This window comes from Edwardsiella sp. A.80236 (assembly GCF_044540725.1).
GTDB classification, from domain to species: Bacteria; Pseudomonadota; Gammaproteobacteria; order Enterobacterales; family Enterobacteriaceae; genus Edwardsiella; species Edwardsiella tarda.
In genome coordinates, this window is the sequence record NZ_JBIUCY010000016.1 from 57,308 (window position 1) to 77,484 (window position 20,177).

A 20,177-nucleotide genomic window follows, 5' to 3' on the forward strand; every position below is an offset into this window, starting at 1 on the left:
AACGGAAAACAGTCATCAATTGTGGGGGATTCTACCATATAAGCCGCAGCGAGGGAGGCTCACTTATTCTCCGCCACCGGCAAGCAAGCGACGCAACGCCTCATGCACAATGGCTAAACAGATCCAGCAGACGCCACAGAATAATTATGGCATTATTCATGCCAATAAGTGATCAACCTAACAGTTATCCGGCTGGCGAGATACTCGAGGGGATAAGCGATGAGCGGTTCGGCAATTGACGCGCGGGACGAGCGACAAGATGCATTTATATACATGGCAAAGCGCCCCATCATCTAAAGCCCTCCCCGTAAGGCCCCATGCTTGTCTCGGTTTATATAGATAATAGGGTATAATATTAACAATTCGAGCCAAGAACATATTCGTCTCCCCCCACGAATATTTTGCTAATCTTACAAAATTCACTATTGCGTTAAATAAAAGCGCACTCTATTATAAAGATGACGCCCCCACCAATATAATTTGAGATTAGGAAAATGAGCGAAGCATTAAAGATTCTTAACAACATTCGTACTCTACGCGCCCAGGCTCGCGAATGCACGCTGGAAACTCTGGAAGAGATGCTGGAGAAACTGGAAGTCGTCGTTAAAGAACGTCGCGAAGAAGAGCAGCAAGCACAAGCCGAGATCGAAGAGCGCACCCGTAAACTGCAGCAATATCGCGAAATGTTGATCGCTGATGGTATTGACCCGAATGAGCTGTTGCAGAGCATGAATGCCAGCAAAGTCACTGGCGGTAAAACCAAGCGCGCTGCACGTCCGGCTAAATACCAGTATGTCGACGAGAATGGCGAAACCAAGACTTGGACCGGCCAGGGCCGCACGCCTGCCGTGATCAAGACCGCAATGGAAGAGCAAGGTAAGTCTCTAGACGACTTCCTGATCTAATCCAGAATACGCCTAAAAATAGCCTCTCAATGAGGCTATTTTTGTTTCTAGCGCCATGCCACTCCCCCACACGACCCGCCTTAGCACACCATCAAGATCTATAATTATTTCTTCAGTTTATTTATTATTGCTCAACGCATCACCCCGTCTTAGGAAAAGTCTTATTTGTGACTTTAATCAATTAGAGGTAGTTCAACTTCGTGCTACCCAGACTTTTGTCTAGTTGCATCCTGATAAAAAAAATGGCGGCCAATGGCCGCCACGTTTATTCATCGACTTACTTGCTTAAGTTAAGCGCTTTGAGCCAAGCGGCAAAATCTTTACCCAAGGCCGGATGACGCAGACCATACTCGACAAACGCCTGCATATAGCCCAGTTTATTCCCACAGTCGTGGCTACGCCCTTTCAGGTGATAAGCCTCGACGGTTTCCTTCTTCAGCAACATGGCAATAGCGTCCGTCAACTGAATCTCTTCACCGGCTCCCGGCGGGGTTTTAGAGAGTAACGGCCAAATGTCCGGAGAAAGAACATAACGCCCAACAATGGAGAGGTTAGACGGTGCTTTATCACGCGGCGGCTTTTCTACCACGGCTCTCATCGCCACGCTTTCGCCTGCGGCCAATTGTGTGCCATTACAGTCGACCACCCCATAATTAGAGACATCTTCCATCGGCACCGGCTCCACCATAATCTGGCTCGCACCGGTAGATTCATAACGACGCAACATCTCACTCAGGTTATCGCTACTCAAATCCGCGCTATATTCGTCCAAAATAACATCTGGTAATACCACGGCGAAAGGTTCATCACCCACCAACGGATGAGCGCACAGAATGGCATGACCTAAACCTTTGGCCAGTCCCTGACGCACCTGCATAATAGTGACGTGCTTGGGACAAATAGCCTGCACCTCGGCCAACAGCTGACGCTTAACACGCTTTTCCAGCATGGCTTCCAGTTCGAAACTGGTATCGAAGTGGTTCTCGATAGAGTTTTTAGATGAGTGCGTTACTAAAATAATTTCATTAATACCGGCGGCAATACATTCATTGACCACGTATTGGATCAGCGGTTTATCTACCAACGGCAACATTTCTTTAGGAATTGCTTTCGTTGCCGGCAGCATGCGCGTCCCTAGCCCTGCGACCGGGATAACCGCTTTTTTTACTTTTCTCACTGACGTTGACATACAACCTCTCTCTACGGATGACGCATTGTTCGCCCGTCCATAACCGAACGATATGAGTACTAAACTGTCTGCGAGTATACCAGTTCGGTAATCCTACGCATTTCTTTCATCTATATTTGATATCAAGTGGATAAACAAGCGACAGCGTACAAAATAACGCCGAGCGTTAGCCGCAAGAGTAGCAGAAAATGCCGAAAAATAAGAAAGGAGGATCGCCTTTATGACGACCGTGCCTGACACAATGTAGGCAAGGCATGGTGATGGTCAGGGGCGGTCAACATCAAGCGTAATTGCCCACCGCTCCCCCAGATCTGGCACTGCCAACGGCGACTACGCAAGCACAACTGGTTCATCGGCGTACTCCCCAGCGTCCCCAACGGTACGCCGCCGTTTAGTTGCACCGTCTGCCCCTCGGCCTCCAGACAAGCATGCAGGCCTGCGGAAACCATCAGGACATTCCCCGTCAACGCATGATAGTACCCCGCCAACATCGGGAATTGCCCAATGAATCCCGCCCGCCGCAGCAACTGGTTTGCCTGCTTCAACACGGCGGCAATATGCGGTAGTGGCCGCCCATGGGTGATCATCTGTTGCTGTAGTAAGCCGTTAAAGATGGCGCGCATCATCAATGCCGCCAATACGCCATACTCACTGCTACGTGTCACATCCAAACAGTAAAACGCCATCTCATGCGCTGACAGCGCGGCCATATCCAGCACTAAACCGCAGCTGGCCGGATCGGTCAGTTGACGGTAATTGACCCGACAGCCCGCCACTACCTGCTGCACCGGTGGCTGTAACTGACGCAACAGGCGCACGGCCCGTGCGGGATCGTGCAACAACACCTGCCAATCGTGACTCAGGGCATCCTCCTCCAGCGCCAAGGAGTCAAACAACGCCGGATAGAGACAGGCCAAGAGCATCTGACGTAGACGGTCAAGGTCACGCACCGGTTTCAGCAATACATCCTTGGCCCCCAGACGCATCACGCGGGCGATGTCGCTGACCGACTCGGTCGCCGAAATCACCACGACGGGCGTCCGTTGGCCCCGCATTCGCAGATGACGAAGAAAATCGACGCCATCCATTTCCGGCATCGCCAGATCGCACAGGATCAGATCGGGACGATTTTGCTCATACAGACGTAACGCCTGGCGCCCATTTTCCGCCTGCGTCACTCCGGCCCCCTGCGCCTCAAGATAGCCGCACAACATACGGCGGAACACCGCATCATCATCGACGATCATGATCTGTTTATTGGTGAGCACCTGTGACATGGCCGGCCCCTCCTACTCATCTGATCCTAGTGTGGTTCAATACCGGCACGAATGCCCTGACGGCCAGTAAAAATATTCTATACTGCGCGATTTAACGCACTTTTCATAAAATCAGAATTAACTTATTCAGCATTATTATTAGTTATTATGATCAGCATAGAGTCCTCGCGCTATTATGCTCATCTTTTCTCACCAATAGTTGCAAATGGTTATAGCTATGATGTCACCGATCGCCCACACCGCCCCCTGCCCCTGTGGCAGCACACTCACCTTCGCCGCGTGCTGCGCGCCACGCCTCGATGGCTCACTCCCGGCCAGTACCCCGGAACAGCTGATGCGCTCGCGTTATAGCGCCTTTGTGACCCACAATGCCGACTATCTGATCGCCAGCTGGCATCCCGATTGTGGCATGGCGGCCGAACGCGCGGCCATCTGCGCCAGCTTCGCCGATACCGAATGGCTGGGGTTACGCATCATCGCCTGCTCGCCGGGTCAGAACGAACACGAAGGCTATGTCGAATTTATCGCCCGTTTCCATACTCCCTCAACTAATAGAAACGGCGCAATTCACGAGCGTTCACGTTTTCTGAATCTGCATCACACTTGGTACTATGTCGACGGGACCCGGCCGGAGGTAGGACGTAACGACCCCTGTCCCTGCGCCAGTGGGAACAAATATAAAAAATGCTGCGGACGCTAGGCAGAGTCCCGCCACCGTGCGGCGCAACGGTGCCGATCGGCGGCGCTTAGGCGCCATGGCGGAGTGTGCCCGGCCACCACGGCGACACAACAAGGATGCAAACCTATGTCACACCCCGTTATTCAACGCAAAGTCCTACGTACCACCTGCCCCGACGCCAAGGGGCTAATCGCCAAGATCACCAATATCTGTTACAAGCATCAACTCAACATCATCCAGAATAACGAGTTTGTCGATCACCATAGCGGGCGTTTTTTCATGCGTACCGAGCTAGAAGGGATCTTCAACGATGAGACCCTGCTCGCCGATCTGGATGGCGCCCTGCCAGCAGGCTCCGAGCGTGAAATCATCGCCACCGCTCGGCAACGGGTAGTCATCCTGGTCACCAAGGAGGCGCACTGCCTGGGTGATCTGCTGATCAAGAGTGCCTTCGGCGATCTGGATATCGAGATTGCCGCGGTCATCGCTAACCACGCCACCTTGCAACCGTTAGTCGAAAAGTTCGCGATCCCTTTCATCCTGGTCAGCCACGACGGGCTGAGCCGAGAGGCACACGACGATGCCGTCGCCGAACAGATCGATCGCCTGGCACCCGACTATGTGGTGTTGGCCAAATATATGCGCATCCTCACGCCCGGTTTCGTCGCGCGCTACCCGAATCGCATCATCAATATCCATCACTCCTTCCTGCCGGCCTTTATCGGTGCGCGCCCCTATCACCAAGCCTATCAACGTGGGGTGAAGATCATCGGCGCCACCGCGCACTTCGTGAACAACGATCTGGATGAGGGGCCGATCATCATGCAGGACGTGATCCATGTCGATCACAGTTACACGGCCGAGGAGATGATCCGCGCGGGGCGAGATGTGGAAAAAAATGTGCTGAGCCGCGCCCTCTACCGCGTGTTGGCGCAACGGGTGTTCGTCTGCGGTAATCGCACAGTAATTTTTTGATTTGTTCGTTTTTTCTCTGTTTTTTGTACGCCCGCACAACAGTGCGGGCAAAAAAACGGCAAACGATTTTTTTTTCTTACGCAACCCTTTACAGCGCGGCGCGATTTGTTATTATGCGCCCCGCTTCCGCTGATAACGAAGCGCGACAATCTGGTGGGGTTCCCGAGCGGCCAAAGGGAGCAGACTGTAAATCTGCCGTCTCAGACTTCGAAGGTTCGAATCCTTCCCCCACCACCATTTCCTCTCTCGAAATGGTGTCGTAAAACGCCCTAGCCCGGCGTCCGGTGTGACCGGTTAGCAATATCATCCCCAAATGGTGGGGTTCCCGAGCGGCCAAAGGGAGCAGACTGTAAATCTGCCGTCTCAGACTTCGAAGGTTCGAATCCTTCCCCCACCACCATTCTTTTGTTGTTCTCTGCTAGACATCCCAAACGCATATATCAAACCAGAACCCGATCCGGGGAAGGTGAGAACCTTCGACAAGGTTCGAGTCGAGCAACGCGAGACAACGTTGCCGCAGGCAACGGCCCGTAGGGCGAGCCGCAACGCGACGAGTCATCCTTCCCCCACCACCATTCTTTTGTTGTTCTCTGCTAGACATCCCAAACGCCTATATCAAACCAGAACCCGATCCGGGGAAGGTGAGAACCTTCGACAAGGTTCCCGGCCAAGCGGCGTTATCGGTGAAGCCAGTTGGCACACGGACAGCGCGCAGAAACCGGAGCGTACTGGTCGTACGTGAGGATTTCGAGCACTGCCCAGGGGCAAAATGGCGAACAAGATAGCCGCATGACCGGGAACCTCGGTTCGCGTCGAGCAACGCGCGACCAACGTTGCCGCAGGCAACGGCCCGTAGGGCGAGCCGCAACGCGGCGAGTCATCCTTCCCCCACCACCATTCTTTTGTTGTTCTCTGCTAGACATCCCAAACGCCTATATCAAGCCAGAACCCGATCCAGACGACCGTAGCGGCTCGCCAAACGCGGCCTCACACCGTCAGGCTTGCCATCCCGCGCCACATTCGTTATACCTCACAGCTTGTCGGTAAATTAAGGTAGTGATGGGATGCGTAATGCGATTTGTGTCTTTTGCGGGGCCAGCGACGGTGTCGCTGAACGTTATGTCGCCACGGCACGCCAGCTGGGCCAGACCCTCGCCCGCCAGGGGCGAACACTGGTCTATGGCGGTGGTCGCAAGGGATTGATGGGCGTCGTGGCTGACGCCGCGCTGGCGGCGGGCGGCGAGGTACACGGCGTCATCCCGCAGCGACTGGTTGAGGCGGAAACCGCCCACCACGGCCTGACCTCCCTAGAGATCGTCCCAGACATGCACACGCGTAAGGCTCGCATGGCGGCACGCTCCGATGGCTTCATTGCCCTGCCGGGCGGCATCGGCACCCTGGAGGAGCTGTTCGAGATCTGGACCTGGGGGCAGATCGGCTGCCACGACAAGCCGGTCGGCCTGCTGGATGTCGGCGACTACTATCGCCGTCTACGCGACTTCCTGCGTTACAGCGCCAACGAAGGCTTTATTCGTCCCCCCTACCTCGCGACCCTGCTGCACGATGACGATCCGGCCAGCCTGCTGCGCGCCTTCGACGATTACCAACCGCATCATCTGAGCCGCTGGGAGTAACCCACGGCAATACCCCCACTGAGCGCAAGGTTCAGCTAACGCCCGCCATCTGCTACCATGCGGGCACCCTTATTCAACGGCCAGAATCCATGAAGTTTATCTCTTTCAACATCAACGGGCTGCGTGCCCGTCCCCATCAGCTGGCGGCGATCGTGGAGAAACATAATCCGGACGTGATCGGTCTACAAGAGACCAAGGTTCACGACGATATGTTCCCGCTCCAGGATCTGGCCCCGCTCGGCTACCATCTGCATTACCATGGCCAGAAAGGACACTACGGCGTCGCCCTATTGACTCGCATGGCGCCGCTGGCGGTACGCAAGGGCTTTCCAGGCGACGCTGAGGATGCCCAACGGCGTATCATCATGGCCGATATCCCGACGGAACAGGGCGTGTTAACCGTCATCAACGGCTATTTCCCGCAGGGGGAGAGTCGCGACCATCCCCTGAAGTTCCCGGCCAAGAGCAAGTTCTATGCCGATCTACAGGATTACCTGCAACAGTCGCTGACCCCGCAGGATCAGGTCTTGATCATGGGCGATATGAACATCAGCCCGGCCGACATCGACATCGGTATCGGCGACGAGAACCGCCGCCGCTGGCTGCGTAGCGGCAAATGCTCCTTCCTGCCGGAGGAGCGGGCCTGGATGGATCGCCTGCTGAGTTGGGGACTGGTCGACACCTATCGTCAAGCCCATCCCGAGCGCGACGACCGCTTCTCCTGGTTCGATTACCGCTCCAAAGGTTTCGACGATAACCGTGGGCTGCGCATCGATCTGCTGCTCGCCAGCCAACCGCTGGCACAGCGTTGCGTCGATAGCGGCATCGACTATGAGATCCGGGCGATGGAGAAGCCCTCCGACCATGCCCCGATCTGGGCCGAGTTCACGTTATCATGACGGCGCAGGGAGCGGAGAAGATCCTGCATGTCGTCGCGGCGATTATCGAACGACAGGGGCGTATCCTGCTGGCGCAGCGTGGCGCCAGCCAGGATCAGTCTGGCTTGTGGGAGTTTCCCGGCGGGAAGGTCGAGGCGGGCGAGAGCCAGCCTCAGGCGTTGCAGCGTGAACTGGAGGAGGAGCTAGGGCTAGCCTGCCAGGTAAGCGACTATGTCGCCAGCAGCACCCTACTCCAGCCAGGCCGGCGCATTCATCTGCATGCCTGGCGGGTACAGCCCGACGCGGGTGAGCCCCAGGCGCGAGAGCACGCCGCGTTGCACTGGGTCACGCCACAACAGGCGCTGGACTATCCGTTGGCGCCTGCGGATCTCCCGCTGCTGCAGGCCTATCTGGCGCGGCTGGCGCGCTTCGCGCGCGATGCGTAACGCCTCACTCCGGGTTAAGCCCCTCGGGCTTAACCCTTCTTCAGCACCACCCAACGCAGGTTATTGGTACTCAACACCTGTGGGTTAGCCTGGCACTGCAACAACAGCCCATCGGTCGCCACCACCGCCCCCTCCGAATAGTAACGATCCTGGTACAGGCAACAGCGGCTACAGGTAACACTCGTTCCCCCGTTGTTATAGCCGTTGGCGGGCATCGGCACCACCACATCGACGCCACCGGCGGCGACGGCTGCCGTTCCCGCCTGATTGACGTTAGCGGCGCCCCCATTGGTCGAGAGCGTTACCTCTGCTTGGAGCGCGGCGCTCCACAACAGCGCGCCTAGCGCCACGATTACGGCCTGTTTCATGCTTTCTTCCTCTTATTGGCTGCGGTTGCTCGCCCTGACGCTCGCCGTGCCGTCCCTTGCTTAGCGGGCGGCAGATGGCGAAACGCGCGGGGATCCACGGCGGTACGCGCCTGATGGATCAGCTGCTGTAGCGTCTCCACCAGCGGGTGCATAAAATCCTGATAGCGGCAGCCCTTCTCGCTGATCTTCGTCAGCGTCGACTCCCAGTGCGCCGTCATATCGGGACGCCCCGCCATCTCCGGCAGGCAATGGATCAACGCCCTGCCCGCCTCACTGGCGTGGATGTTACGCCCCTTCTTCTGCAGGAATCCTCGACGGAACAAGAGCTCGATGATCCCGGCTCGCGTGGCCTCGGTCCCTAAACCATCGGTCGCTCGCAGGATTTTCTTTAGCGATTTATCCTGTACGAAGCGGGCGATCCCGGTCATCGCCGACAATAACGTGGCATCGGTGAAGGGACGTGGCGGCTGCGTCTGACGCGCCATCAACTCGCCGCGCTCACAATGCAACACGTCGTCGCGCGCCACCACCGGCAACGGCATCCCTTCGTCCTCATCGTCACGCTCCTTGGCGCCGAGCAGCGCGCGCCAGCCGGGAGCCGCCAAGAAACGCGCCTTGGCACAGAACGCGCCCCCGGCGATCGTCAGATCGATGACGCACTTACGGTACTGCGCGTCGGGGCAGAATTGCATCAGGTACTGGCGCGCCACCAGCTGGTAGATGTTGCGCTCGTCCGCCGACAGCGAGACGTTGCCGCTGCGGGCGGTGGGAATGATCGCGTGGTGAGCATCCACCTTGCTGTCATCCCAGCAACGATTACGGCGCTCGCTATCGACCGCGGCCAAATCAGCCAGCTCAGGCACATGGCTGGCGATGGCGGCCATCACCGCGTGACGACCGGCGAAATGCTCCTCCGGTAGATGGCGGCTATCGGAGCGTGGATAGGTCAACAGCTTATGGGTCTCATACAGACGCTGACAGATATCGAGCACCTGTTGGGCGCTCAGGCCGAAGCGCTTAGCCGCCTCGATCTGTAACGCGGAAAGCGAGAATGGCAGCGGCGCCACCTCCGACTCACGCTTATCGTTGTAGCCGGTCACCCGCGCCGGTTGATCCGCGATGCGTGTGATGACGTGCTCGGCCAACGCCCGGTTAAGCAGGCGCCCCTCCTCGTCCTGATGGGGTTCACAGGCCTCGCTGGGTTGCCACTGCGCCCAGAAACGCTCCCCCGCCGGCGTGACGATATGCGCCCGCACCTCGTAGAAATCCTTCGCCACGAAGTGCTCAATCTCCTCATCGCGCCGCACCACCAGCCCCAACACCGGCGTCTGCACCCGCCCGACGGAGAGGACGCCGTTATAACCGGCGTTACGCCCCAACAGGGTGTAGGCGCGCGTCATGTTGATGCCATACAGCCAATCGGCGCGCGCACGCGCCAAGGCCGAGACACACAACGGCATGAACTCATGGTTGTCGCGCAGCCGCCCCAGCGCCCGCGCCACCGCTTGGGGGTTCAGATCGTTGATCAGGCAACGCTGCACCTGGCGGCGGCGCTCCGGTGCCAGGGCCAGGAAGTCGAGGACCTCATCGACCAGCAGCTGCCCCTCGCGATCCGGGTCACCGGCGTGCACCACCTGTTGCGCGTCGTGCAACAGCCGCTCGATCACCTTAAGCTGCTTGGCGCTCGACGCCTTGGGGCGTAGCTGCCACTTCTGCGGCACGATAGGCAGATCGGCCAGATTCCAACGGGCATAACGGGCGTCATAGGCATCTGGCTCGGCCTGCTCCAGCAGGTGGCCGACACACCAGGTGACGACATCGTCATCGCCGCATTGAATGTAGCCATCCGCTCGGCGATGGGGTTTCGGCAGCACATCGGCGATGGCACGCCCTAGACTCGGTTTTTCCGCGATAAACAGCCGCATCGGTCACCTTAATTCTGGCCGAGGGAAAGGAGATAATCCCGCACGGCGGCATAGTCGCCGCGGAAGACGATGCGGGCCGCCTTCTTCTCCAGCTGATAGCCGTACATCGGATCGTAGTAATCCTGCAACAGCGGCACCAACCAGGCCAGATGCGCCTCGCTGCCGTCGCCGTCCCGTTGCCGTTGCAAGGCACGCGTCAGGTGGCCATCCAGCTCGGCATAACGCTCCAGGCCCAGACGACGGCGGATGGCGAACAGCCCATGGTGCAGATACTCGGCGTAAGCCTGCCAACCCGCCTCGCGCCCATAGGCGCGCTCATACTCCACGCACATCAGATCGATGTACTCCTCTTGCAGACGCGCCAGGCGCGCCTCGAAAGGCTCCTCGACCACGGCCACCGGCGCCTGCTGCATCGCGTTATACAGGCAGAGTGGAATATGGTTAGAGCCGATCACCCGCCCCTCATCCTCCAGCATCCAGCGCCGGACACCGGCACGCTGCTGCTTCAACAGCGCGATGCCGAGCTGGTTCTCGAAGTCGACCTGACTGCCCTGCGCCACCACGACACGCCCGAAGGAGGAGCCGCGATGGCGCGCCGCCCCCTCGAGATCGATGCCGCCCGGCAACTCGCGCAACATGCGTGTCTTGCCGCAACCGGTGTTCCCCCCGATCAGCACCATCGGCAGCGTGGCGGCCTGTTCGGTCTGCTGCATCACCGCCTGGCGTAGCGCCTTATAGCCACCTTCGATCAGCGGATAATCCAGCCCCGCCTCGCGCAACCACTGCTGCACGATGTGGGAACGCAGGCCGCCCCGAAAACAGTAGAGATAGCCGTGCGGATGACGCCGGCACTGCGCCAACCAGGCATCGACCCGGGCGGCGCGCACCTCGCCATACACCAGGCGATTGCCTAAGGCGATGGCGGCTTCCTGGCCCTGTTGTTTGTAACAGATGCCCACCGCCTCGCGTTCGCTGTCCAACATCAACGGCAAATTGCAGGCGCTGGGGAAGGCCCCCGCCTGAAACTCGACAGGGGCGCGCACGTCGATCAACGGGGTGTCGGCGGCCAGGATGGCGAGATAGTCCGTGCCATCCGGACGGGTTACTGCCGTGTCGATCATCCGTGAACCTCGATCAACGGCGCACCGGCGCGCGGCGTATGCAACTCGCCGATGGCGCTCAGGGTCAGACCGTGGCGTGCCGCGACCTCAGCCACCGCCGCCTCGGCATCCGGCGTCACCGCCAGCAACAGGCCGCCGGAGGTCTGCGGATCGCACAGCAGTTGACGCTGAAGATCGCTCATCGCCCCGACCAAGTGACCATAGCTGTCAAAGTTGCGCCCGGTACCGCCGGGGACACACCCCTGCGCGATGTAGGCTTCGACGCCCGGCAGACGCGGAATCTGATCGAACCACAAGGTCGCCTGCAGATCGGACCCCTGGCAGATCTCGCTCAGATGGCCCAACAGGCCAAAGCCGGTGACGTCGGTCATGGCGGTCACCCCAGCGATATCGGCGAAGTCGGCGCCGGGACGGTTCAACTGGCACATGGTGTCGCGCGCCAGCCCCTGATGCTCCGGCAGCAGGCAGCTACGCTTCTCGGCGGTGGTCAACACCCCGATGCCCAGCGGCTTGGTCAGGTAGAGGCGGCAACCGGCCTGCGCCGCGCTGTTCTTCTTCACCCGCTCGGTGCTGACCGTGCCGGTGACGGCCAGGCCAAAGATCGGTTCCGGCGCATCGATGGAGTGGCCGCCAGCCAGTGAAATCCCCGCCTCACGACATACCTGGCGCCCCCCCTCGATCACCTGCCGGGCGATCTCCGGCGCCAACTTATCCACCGGCCAGCCGAGGATAGCGATCGCCATGATCGGTTTGCCGCCCATGGCATAGATGTCGCTGATGGCATTGGTGGCCGCGATACGGCCAAAATCATACGGATCATCCACAATCGGCATGAAGAAGTCGGTGGTGCTGATGATGCCAACCCCGTTGCCGATGTCATAAACCGCCGCGTCGTCACGCGTCTCATTGCCCACCAGCAGGTGGGGATCGACAAACTTAGCCTGCTCGCTATGCAGGATGGACTCCAATACTTTCGGCGAGATCTTGCAGCCACATCCCGCCCCATGGCTGTACTGTGTCAAACGAATGGCCGGCGCAGTCATACCCTACTCCTCTCCATCAAGAAAAATAAAATCACGCTATGGTAACGCTAGAGCAGGAAATTGATAAGCAACGGGATCAATAACCCCGTCGTGCATAACGAGGCAAACGGTTACGCGCACAGTAAATGGCCGCCGTCGCCCGCGCTACCGATAGCGGATGCCGCGAGCGACGCGAAGAGGGGGGAAGAGAGACCTCAGAAGGCGCGCACGAAGGCGCTGCTATCCAACGGTTGCAGACGCGCAGCCTTCAGTTGCGGCGTGCCCAGATAGAGAAAGCCGACGATGGCATCTTGCGGGCGGCAGCCGAACGCGGCGCGCACCTGCGGATGCTCGACCCAGTGACCGCTACGCCAGATGCCGTTAAACCCCTGCGCCTGCGCCGCCATCTGCATCGCCATCAACGCGCAACCGGCCGATGCCACCTGCTCCCAGTGCGGTACTCGACTTTCGGCATCGCAATGGGCGATCACCGTGATGATCAGCGGCGCACGAAACGGGGCCTTACGCGCCTTCTCGATCCCCTTCTCATCGCGCCCTTCCTCGACGGCGATGGCGTGCAACAGCGCGCTGAGGCGTGCCTGCCCCTCGCCCTGCACGGTGACGAAACGCCACGGCTGCAACCCCTTGTGATCCGGTGCGCGTAACCCGGCCTGAAAGATATTCTCTAGCACCTGCCCCGTCGGGGCCGGCTCGCTCAGGCGCGAGGCGGAACGGCGTTGCAGCAGTAACTCTAAAGCGTCCATAACACTCTCCTGCGGACAAAATGGGTAAACCCAAATGATGTTAAATCAACGTTATGACAATTATCCGCCGCGCTACGCCAAGATACCAGCCCCGCACGACGCAATGCGTGCGCATAACGATGCCGCCGCGCGACGCTAACCATCTCGACGCTGACATTTCGCTCCTCCCCCGTTAGGATAGCGTGACTGCAACTTTTTACCTGGAGCTTACATGCGCGTGTTATGGCGCTACATCGCCGGACTGTTCCGCTGGTGTTGGCGGATCCTCAACTTTATCCGCGAATTTATCCTGAACCTGTTCCTTCTCCTGCTGATCCTGGTCGGGGTCGGCATTTATTTACAACTGCAAGACAAGCCCGCCGCCCCCGCCAGCAAGGGCGCGCTACTGGTCGATCTCAATGGCGTAGTGGTCGACAATCCGACCCTGAACAACAAGTTCGGCCAGTTGGGACGCGAATTGTTGGGGATGCGTGGCAATACCCTGCAAGAAAACTCGCTGTTCGATCTGGTAGATACCCTGCGTCAGGCCAAGGACGATGCCAATATCACCGGGCTGGTGCTCTCCCTGAATAACTTCGTCGGTGCCGATCAGCCGTCGCTGCGTTACCTCGGCAAGGCCTTAAGCGAGTTCCGCGCCAGCGGCAAGCCGATCATTGCGGTAGGCGAAAGCTACAGCCAGGCGCAATACTTCCTGGCCAGCTATGCCGACAAGATCTACCTGTCGCCGCAAGGTAGCGTCGCCCTACAGGGGATGGCGACCAATAATCTCTACTATAAGAGTCTGTTGGATAAACTGGACGTCAGCACCCACATCTTCCGGGTCGGCACCTACAAGTCGGCGGTCGAACCGCTGATGCGTGACCAGATGTCGCCGCAGGCGCGTAGCGCCGACAGCCAGTGGTTGAACGGTATGTGGGATAATTACCTCACCACCGTCGCCGCCAACCGCCACCTCTCGGTGCAGCAGCTCTTCCCCGGCGCCGATCAGCTCATCAAGGGGCTGCAGGCCACCGGCGGCGACATGGCACAATACGCCGTGCTGCATCGCTGGGTCGATGGACTCGCGTCGCGCACCGAAGCCGAAGGGATCCTGGCGAAACAGTTTGGCTGGGACGCCCAGGCGCGCAATTATCGCCATATCAGCCTGTATGACTACCCGCTGAAAGCGCCGAAGTCCGGCAAGGGGCAGATCGCGGTGATCTTCGCCAGCGGCGCGATCATCGATGGCGAAGCGACGCCGGGCAGCGTCGGCGGCGATACCACCGCCAACCAGATCCGCCAGGCTCGTCTCGATCCGGCGATCCGGGCGATCATTCTGCGCGTCAACAGCCCCGGCGGCAGCGTCACCGCCTCCGAGGAGATCCGCAGCGAACTGGCCGCCGCCCGGAGTGCCGGTAAGCCGGTGGTCGTCTCCATGGGCGGCCTGGCAGCCTCCGGTGGCTACTGGATCTCGACCCCGGCTAACTACATCATCGCCAGCCCGACGACCCTCACCGGTTCGATCGGCATCTTCGGGGTGATCAACACCTTCGAGAAACCGCTGAACAAGTTGGGGGTTTACACCGATGGCGTCGCCACCTCATCGCTGGCCGACACCGCCCTCACCAAGGCGCTGCCACAAAGCGTCAGCGATCTGATGCAGCTGACCATTGCCAACGGCTATCAACGCTTCATCAATCTGGTGGCTGAAGCCCGCCACAAGACACCGGAGCAGGTCGATCAGATCGCCCAGGGCCGTGTCTGGCTCGGCATCGACGCCAAGGCCAATGGCCTGGTCGATCAGTTGGGCGACTTCGACGATGCCGTCGCCAAGGCCGCGCAATTGGCCGGGATCAAGCAACCGCGCTTGCAGTGGTATGTCGATACACCGAGCGTCGGCGAGATGCTACTCAGCCAGTTAACCGGTTCGGTGCAGGCGTCGTTACCGCAGGCCTTGCAGGGCGTGGTACCCGCCTCGTTGCTCCAACTGTCGCGCCAGATCGCGGCGCAGAGCGACTGGGTTGCCTCGCTCAACGATCCCCAGCAGCGCTATGCGCTCTGCCTGACCTGTAGCGAAATTCGCTAGCCCTCCCCGCCGGGGCGCTCATCACACGGATGACCGCTCCGGCTTCTTCACGCTTCACGCTTCACCTCGATTGCACCACACGCGGCGAATAGGCGTGTGGCCGATGAACGCCCCTGTTCGCGGGTTCTTATTCCGCCCGCACGGAGCGTGGATCTCGATTGGCGCCGACAAGATAGCGATACTCGCTCCCAGATCGGGGTTAAATCACGCCCAAGGACGCCCCTCTCCTTTTTTTCTGCCGTATTATCCCTATAATCCACGCATCGTTGCGCATACGCGCCCAGTAACGGCGAATTTTCTGTCATGCAAAAAAAATCTATCTATGTAGCCTACACCGGCGGCACCATTGGCATGCAACGCTCCGAACATGGCTATATTCCGGTCTCCGGCCACCTCCAACGCCAGCTGGCGCAGATGCCCGAGTTCCATCGTCCGGAGATGCCGGACTTCACCATCCATGAATACCACCCGCTGATCGACTCATCGGATACCACCCCCGCCGACTGGCAGCATATCGCCGACGACATTCAGGCCAACTACGCGCACTATGATGGCTTCGTCATTCTGCACGGCACCGACACCATGGCCTTCACCGCCTCGGCGCTGTCGTTCATGTTCCAGCATCTCGCCAAACCGGTGATCGTCACCGGCTCGCAGATCCCGTTGGCCGAGCTGCGCTCCGATGGCCAGACCAACCTGTTGAATGCCCTGTATCTGGCGGCCAACTACCCGATCAATGAGGTGTCGCTGTTCTTTAATAACAAGCTGTTTCGCGGCAACCGTACCACCAAGGCGCACGCCGATGGCTTCGATGCCTTCGCCTCACCGAACTATCCGATGCTGCTGGAGGCCGGGATCAATATTCGCCGCGTCGCCCCGTTGGTCACCCCGCTGCACCAGGCGCCATTCCAGGTTCATCCCATCACGCCACAGCCCATCGGGGTGGTCACCCTCTATCCCGGCATCTCCGCCGACGTGGTGCGTAACTTCCTGCGCCAACCGGTACGGGCGCTGATCCTACGCTCCTACGGCGTGGGTAATGCCCCGCAAAACCCGGAGCTGCTCGACGAGCTGCAACGGGCCGCCCAGCGCGGCATCGTGGTGGTCAACCTGACGCAATGTTTCTCCGGACGGGTGAACATGGAGGGATATGCCACCGGAAACGCCTTGGCGCATGCTGGCGTGATCAGTGGTTTCGACATGACGGTTGAGGCGGCACTGACTAAACTGCATTATCTATTAAGCCAAACACTCACCGCCGATGAGATCCGCCATCTGATGCAACAGGATCTACGCGGTGAGCTGAGCGAGAATCCCTAGAGCGCCCATCACCGAGTAGGCCGGCTCTAGTCACACAACCATGGGAGAAAGACCGATGTCCGCCGCACTTTTGCTGATCGATCTACAGAATGATTTTTGTCCCCAGGGCGCCCTGGCAGTGCCACGGGGCGATGAGGTCATCCCCGTGGCCCTACAGGCCGTCGAGCTAGCGCAGCGGGACGGCGTCCCGGTGATCGCGACCCAGGATTGGCACCCCGCCGATCACGGTAGCTTCGCCAGCCAAAGCGGCGGCCAGATCGGTGCTCTGGGCGAGCTGAACGGCCTGCCGCAAGTGTGGTGGCCGGATCACTGTATACAGAACACCATCGGCGCCGCCTTCCACCCCATGCTGCGCGATACCGCCTTCGACTTCGTGGTACACAAGGGCAGCGATGCGACGATCGATAGCTATAGCGCCTTCTTCGACAACGGCCAACGCGCCGCCACGGCGCTGCATGGCTGGCTGCAACAGCACGGCATCACCCATCTGTGGCTACTGGGACTGGCGACGGACTACTGTGTGAAGTTTTCGGTCTTAGACGCCCTGCGTCTGGGCTATGCCGTCACGGTGATCCAAGACGGGTGTCGCGGGGTCGATCTCGCGCCGGGCGATAGCGAACGAGCCTTGGCAGAGATGCAGGCCGCCGGCGCGACGCTGAGCACGTTAAGCGAGATCGACAGCCTGCGTTGATCCCCCCTGCCGCGCCCGCGACGGTGCGGCAGCGCTCCCTCCAGGCGATATACTCGAAACGGCGCGAGGGGGAGGCAAGAGGTTACCCCCTTGCGCTGCCGCTTACTCGATGCGACGTATCGCCAAGTCGGCCTCAGGCGAGGCGAACTGCGCCTTGAGCGCCTGCTTACTCTTCATCTCGATCTCGCCCCGGGTGTTCACCGTCAGATGCTCCGCCTGGTGATTATGCCGCGACTGATAAAGCATCACGATCTGCATCGCCTGCGCACGCTGCGCCTCACTCAGGCGACTCCCCTCAGGCCAACGCCCTAATTCCACCGCGCTCAGCAAGCGCTGATAGACATCATCGTTCATTATTGAGAGCAAGCGCTCAATATCCATAATTCCTCACCAATATCTACTTTGCTGAATCGCTTCACCCTGTTATTATCCTTAACAGACATCACGACGCTAACCCGCAGTCCAGCTGCCATCATCGGCAGCGTGGAAGTGCAACGCGGCAGAGTTGACGCAATAACGCTCGCTCGTCGGCGCCGGGCCATCGGGAAACAGGTGGCCTAAGTGCGCATCGCAGTGTGCGCAGCGGATCTCGGTGCGCCGCATGTGATGCGAATTGTCATCCAGATAACGGATGGCATCGGGCTGGTAGGGGCGAAAGAAGCTCGGCCAGCCGCACCCCGACTCATATTTGCTGTCGGAGTAGAATAAGGGGCTGTTGCAACACAGGCAGTGGTAGACGCCCTCCTGCTGGTTGTAGAGCAGCTTGCCGCTGAAGGGCGGCTCGGTGCCACGCTCATGAGTCACATAGCGTTGCATCTCGGTTAATTGAGGTGGGGACAAGGAGTGGTTCTCTTTAGCCATGTTATGGTCCGCGGTCTTGAGCCGAATGGATGGATGACACAGAAAGATTATGCAATCCAACATAACAAACAGTTAACAATAGATCAGCATCATTTGGTCTAAACTGGATGGCTGGAGCGCGGCGAGCGGCAACATTTGTGATGTACATCACAAAGAGACCGCACGCAGGCTTGAGACGGCTTCTCCCGTCCCCATGTATGATGGGATACGGTGAGTTAGGTATCGTGGGCGCTATCTGCGCAGTCGCCTGGCGGCTTTGACGTATAGCAACAATTGACACGATTCCGCTTGACGCTCCATAAGGTTTTTGTAATTTTACAGGCAACCTTTTATTCACTAACCAATAGCTGGTGGAATATATGACTATCAAAGTAGGTATCAACGGTTTTGGCCGTATCGGCCGTATTGTTTTCCGTGCTGCTCAGGAACGTTCTGACATCGAAATCGTTGGCATCAACGATCTGCTGGATGCCAACTACATGGCATACATGCTGAAGTACGACTCTACTCACGGTCGTTTCAACGGCACTGTTGAAGTGAAAGATGGCCACCTGATCGTTAACGGTAAAAAAATCCGTGTTACCGCTGAAAGAGATCCGGCTAACCTGAAGTGGGACGAAATCGGTGTTGACGTAGTTGCCGAAGCAACCGGTCTGTTCCTGACCGACGAAACCGCACGTAAGCACATCGCTGCCGGCGCCAAGAAAGTCGTCATGACTGGCCCGTCCAAAGATGCTACCCCGATGTTCGTTATGGGCGTAAACCACAAGAACTACGCTGGCCAGGAGATCGTTTCTAACGCTTCCTGCACCACCAACTGCCTGGCACCGCTGGCTAAAGTCCTGAACGACAACTTCGGCATCGTTGAAGCGCTGATGACCACCGTTCACGCTACCACCGCTACCCAGAAAACCGTTGATGGCCCGTCCATGAAAGATTGGCGCGGCGGCCGTGGCGCTAGCCAGAACATCATCCCGTCCTCTACCGGTGCTGCCAAGGCTGTTGGCAAGGTTATCCCGGAACTGAACGGCAAACTGACCGGTATGGCTTTCCGCGTTCCGACCCCGAACGTTTCCGTTGTTGACCTGACTGCACGCCTGGCCAAGCCGGCTACCTATCAGCAGATCTGTGACGTGATGAAGGCCGCTTCTGAAGGCGAAATGAAAGGCGTTCTGGGCTACACCGACGAAGCCGTCGTTTCTACCGACTTCAACGGCGAAGTTTGCACCTCTGTGTTTGATGCCGACGCCGGTATCTCCCTGAACGACAACTTCGTGAAACTGGTTTCTTGGTATGACAACGAAACTGGTTACTCCAACAAGGTTCTGGATCTGATCGCGCACATCTCCAAATAAGCGTCAGAGACTTGAATGACGAAAGGGCGACGCAAGTCGCCCTTTTTTATGCTGCCCCGCCCCTGCTCTGCTGACGCTCCCCCCCGGTTCACTCGACATACGGTTTACGCAACGTTACCCGACTCAACGCCCGGCTAGGCTCGCCTGTGCGTGCTCCGCAGGACGGCAACGGCGGGTGAACACTCCGCCACGACGGGGAGACGGACGCCCCTCCCTAACGCTCGGCTAAACGCCGCTCACCGCCACGGCTTAGCGCCGTTTCCCTGTTTCATCCACCACCGGCTCGCCATCCTCTTTATTAAACGCCCCCTGCTGCGCCGTGGGCAAAATCTCCAACACACGCTCCGAGGGGCGACACAGGCGCGCCCCCAGCGGGGTCACCACGATTGGCCGGTTAATCAGGATGGGATGGCTTAACATCGCGTCGATCAGTTGCGCGTCGCTCAGTCGTTCGTCCGCCAAGCCTAAGGTCTCGTAGGGCTCGACATTCTGGCGTAGCAACGCCCGTACCGAGATCCCCAGCGCGGCGATCAAGCCGATCAACTCCGCGCGCGACGGCGGCGTCTCCAGGTAGTGGATGATGGTCGGTTCCACGCCACTGTTGCGGATCATCGCTAAGGTGTTGCGCGAGGTGCCGCAGGCCGGGTTGTGATAAATCGTAATCGTATTCATAGCCGTCTCTCATGACCAGGTCAGGGGCGT

General features: G+C 58.9%; 20 protein-coding genes, 2 tRNA genes and 2 other RNA genes. 14 read left to right on the plus strand and 10 right to left on the minus strand.

All coding sequences use genetic code 11. The features are described 5' to 3' along the window. Positions 1 to 494 precede the first annotated feature (494 nt). Entirely contained in the window at positions 495 to 905 is a 411-nt protein-coding gene (gene hns / locus ACEQFP_RS13575; protein ID WP_005285153.1) for a histone-like nucleoid-structuring protein H-NS, read from the plus strand. 277 nt (positions 906 to 1,182) lie between these two features. Here hns and galU read toward each other — a convergent pair whose 3' ends face one another. Both galU and rssB read right to left on the minus strand, forming a co-directional pair. Beyond that, positions 1,183 to 2,094 carry a UTP--glucose-1-phosphate uridylyltransferase GalU gene (gene galU, locus ACEQFP_RS13580; RefSeq protein WP_005285150.1) on the minus strand — a complete coding sequence of 304 codons (912 nt, stop codon included), beginning with the start codon at positions 2,092 to 2,094 and terminating at the stop codon, positions 1,183 to 1,185. A 218-nt stretch (positions 2,095 to 2,312) separates the two neighbouring features. After that, positions 2,313 to 3,371, minus strand: coding sequence for a two-component system response regulator RssB (gene rssB / locus ACEQFP_RS13585; RefSeq protein ID WP_370546801.1), 1,059 nt, complete (start codon positions 3,369 to 3,371; stop codon positions 2,313 to 2,315). 217 nt (positions 3,372 to 3,588) lie between these two features. Here rssB and ACEQFP_RS13590 point away from each other — a divergent pair, with 217 nt between their 5' ends. The 9 genes from ACEQFP_RS13590 (at position 3,589) to ACEQFP_RS13630 (ending at position 7,983) form a co-directional block, all read left to right on the plus strand. Beyond that, positions 3,589 to 4,071: a YchJ family metal-binding protein gene (locus ACEQFP_RS13590; RefSeq protein WP_005285144.1), complete on the plus strand. Its 483-nt coding sequence runs from the start codon at positions 3,589 to 3,591 to the stop codon at positions 4,069 to 4,071. Between the two features lie 105 nt (positions 4,072 to 4,176). Continuing rightward, positions 4,177 to 5,025, plus strand: a complete 849-nt coding sequence (gene purU / locus ACEQFP_RS13595) for a formyltetrahydrofolate deformylase (protein WP_005285141.1) — start codon at positions 4,177 to 4,179, stop codon at positions 5,023 to 5,025. 152 nt (positions 5,026 to 5,177) lie between these two features. Continuing rightward, positions 5,178 to 5,262 (plus strand) — tRNA-Tyr (locus ACEQFP_RS13600). A gap of 78 nt (positions 5,263 to 5,340) precedes the next feature. Further along, positions 5,341 to 5,425 (plus strand) — tRNA-Tyr (locus tag ACEQFP_RS13605). A gap of 46 nt (positions 5,426 to 5,471) precedes the next feature. Then, positions 5,472 to 5,600, plus strand: a non-coding RNA gene (locus tag ACEQFP_RS13610) — RtT sRNA. A gap of 185 nt (positions 5,601 to 5,785) precedes the next feature. Continuing rightward, positions 5,786 to 5,922: non-coding RNA, RtT sRNA (locus tag ACEQFP_RS13615), on the plus strand. A gap of 167 nt (positions 5,923 to 6,089) precedes the next feature. Then, positions 6,090 to 6,659, plus strand: a complete 570-nt coding sequence (locus ACEQFP_RS13620; RefSeq protein ID WP_370546803.1) for a TIGR00730 family Rossman fold protein — start codon at positions 6,090 to 6,092, stop codon at positions 6,657 to 6,659. An 89-nt stretch (positions 6,660 to 6,748) separates the two neighbouring features. After that, a complete protein-coding gene (xthA, locus tag ACEQFP_RS13625; protein WP_077999105.1) occupies positions 6,749 to 7,558 on the plus strand; it encodes an exodeoxyribonuclease III in 810 nt (269 codons plus the stop codon). Next, positions 7,555 to 7,983: a pyrimidine (deoxy)nucleoside triphosphate diphosphatase gene (locus tag ACEQFP_RS13630; RefSeq protein WP_005285128.1), complete on the plus strand. Its 429-nt coding sequence runs from the start codon at positions 7,555 to 7,557 to the stop codon at positions 7,981 to 7,983. The genes xthA and ACEQFP_RS13630 overlap by 4 nt, the downstream gene beginning before the upstream one ends. Before the next feature lie 29 nt (positions 7,984 to 8,012). Here the strand turns inward: ACEQFP_RS13630 and ACEQFP_RS13635 are convergent, their stop codons facing one another. The 5 genes from ACEQFP_RS13635 to ACEQFP_RS13655 form a co-directional block, all read right to left on the minus strand. Beyond that, positions 8,013 to 8,351, minus strand: coding sequence for a DUF1496 domain-containing protein (locus ACEQFP_RS13635; protein ID WP_005285125.1), 339 nt, complete (start codon positions 8,349 to 8,351; stop codon positions 8,013 to 8,015). Further along, positions 8,348 to 10,276, minus strand: coding sequence for a DNA topoisomerase III (locus ACEQFP_RS13640; protein WP_035604935.1), 1,929 nt, complete (start codon positions 10,274 to 10,276; stop codon positions 8,348 to 8,350). Before ACEQFP_RS13640 ends, ACEQFP_RS13635 begins: the two co-directional genes overlap by 4 nt. 8 nt (positions 10,277 to 10,284) lie before the next feature. Beyond that, positions 10,285 to 11,397 (minus strand): tRNA 2-selenouridine(34) synthase MnmH, encoded by a 1,113-nt coding sequence (gene mnmH, locus ACEQFP_RS13645; protein WP_005285118.1) that lies wholly within the window; start codon positions 11,395 to 11,397, stop codon positions 10,285 to 10,287. After that, complete coding sequence (gene selD / locus ACEQFP_RS13650) at positions 11,394 to 12,440, minus strand: selenide, water dikinase SelD (RefSeq protein WP_005285115.1); 1,047 nt, start codon at positions 12,438 to 12,440, stop codon at positions 11,394 to 11,396. Before selD ends, mnmH begins: the two co-directional genes overlap by 4 nt. A gap of 194 nt (positions 12,441 to 12,634) precedes the next feature. Then, complete coding sequence (locus tag ACEQFP_RS13655; protein WP_047060030.1) at positions 12,635 to 13,183, minus strand: NAD(P)H nitroreductase; 549 nt, start codon at positions 13,181 to 13,183, stop codon at positions 12,635 to 12,637. Positions 13,184 to 13,394: 211 nt separating this feature from the next. On the opposite strand from ACEQFP_RS13655, the gene sppA reads away from it, so the two are divergent. From sppA to pncA, 3 genes are all read left to right on the plus strand, one after another. Then, positions 13,395 to 15,248 (plus strand): signal peptide peptidase SppA, encoded by a 1,854-nt coding sequence (sppA, locus tag ACEQFP_RS13660; RefSeq protein ID WP_005285103.1) that lies wholly within the window; start codon positions 13,395 to 13,397, stop codon positions 15,246 to 15,248. A gap of 303 nt (positions 15,249 to 15,551) precedes the next feature. Further along, entirely contained in the window at positions 15,552 to 16,568 is a 1,017-nt protein-coding gene (gene ansA / locus ACEQFP_RS13665) for an asparaginase (RefSeq protein WP_005285101.1), read from the plus strand. A gap of 55 nt (positions 16,569 to 16,623) precedes the next feature. Continuing rightward, positions 16,624 to 17,259: a bifunctional nicotinamidase/pyrazinamidase gene (gene pncA, locus ACEQFP_RS13670; protein WP_005285099.1), complete on the plus strand. Its 636-nt coding sequence runs from the start codon at positions 16,624 to 16,626 to the stop codon at positions 17,257 to 17,259. A 102-nt stretch (positions 17,260 to 17,361) separates the two neighbouring features. Here pncA and ACEQFP_RS13675 read toward each other — a convergent pair whose 3' ends face one another. Together ACEQFP_RS13675 and msrB are read right to left on the minus strand one after the other, a co-directional pair. Beyond that, complete coding sequence (locus ACEQFP_RS13675) at positions 17,362 to 17,640, minus strand: YeaC family protein (protein ID WP_035596808.1); 279 nt, start codon at positions 17,638 to 17,640, stop codon at positions 17,362 to 17,364. 69 nt (positions 17,641 to 17,709) lie between these two features. After that, positions 17,710 to 18,120, minus strand: coding sequence for a peptide-methionine (R)-S-oxide reductase MsrB (msrB, locus tag ACEQFP_RS13680; protein ID WP_370546804.1), 411 nt, complete (start codon positions 18,118 to 18,120; stop codon positions 17,710 to 17,712). A 359-nt stretch (positions 18,121 to 18,479) separates the two neighbouring features. Between msrB and gapA the strand changes: the two genes are divergently transcribed. Continuing rightward, positions 18,480 to 19,475 carry a glyceraldehyde-3-phosphate dehydrogenase gene (gapA, locus tag ACEQFP_RS13685; RefSeq protein WP_005285091.1) on the plus strand — a complete coding sequence of 332 codons (996 nt, stop codon included), beginning with the start codon at positions 18,480 to 18,482 and terminating at the stop codon, positions 19,473 to 19,475. 249 nt (positions 19,476 to 19,724) lie between these two features. On the opposite strand, the gene arsC is transcribed toward gapA, so the two are convergent. After that, the gene (gene arsC, locus ACEQFP_RS13690) at positions 19,725 to 20,147 is read right to left on the minus strand and encodes a glutaredoxin-dependent arsenate reductase (protein ID WP_005285083.1); all 423 of its coding nucleotides are present in this window, start codon (positions 20,145 to 20,147) and stop codon (positions 19,725 to 19,727) included. Between the last annotated feature and the right edge of the window lie 30 nt (positions 20,148 to 20,177).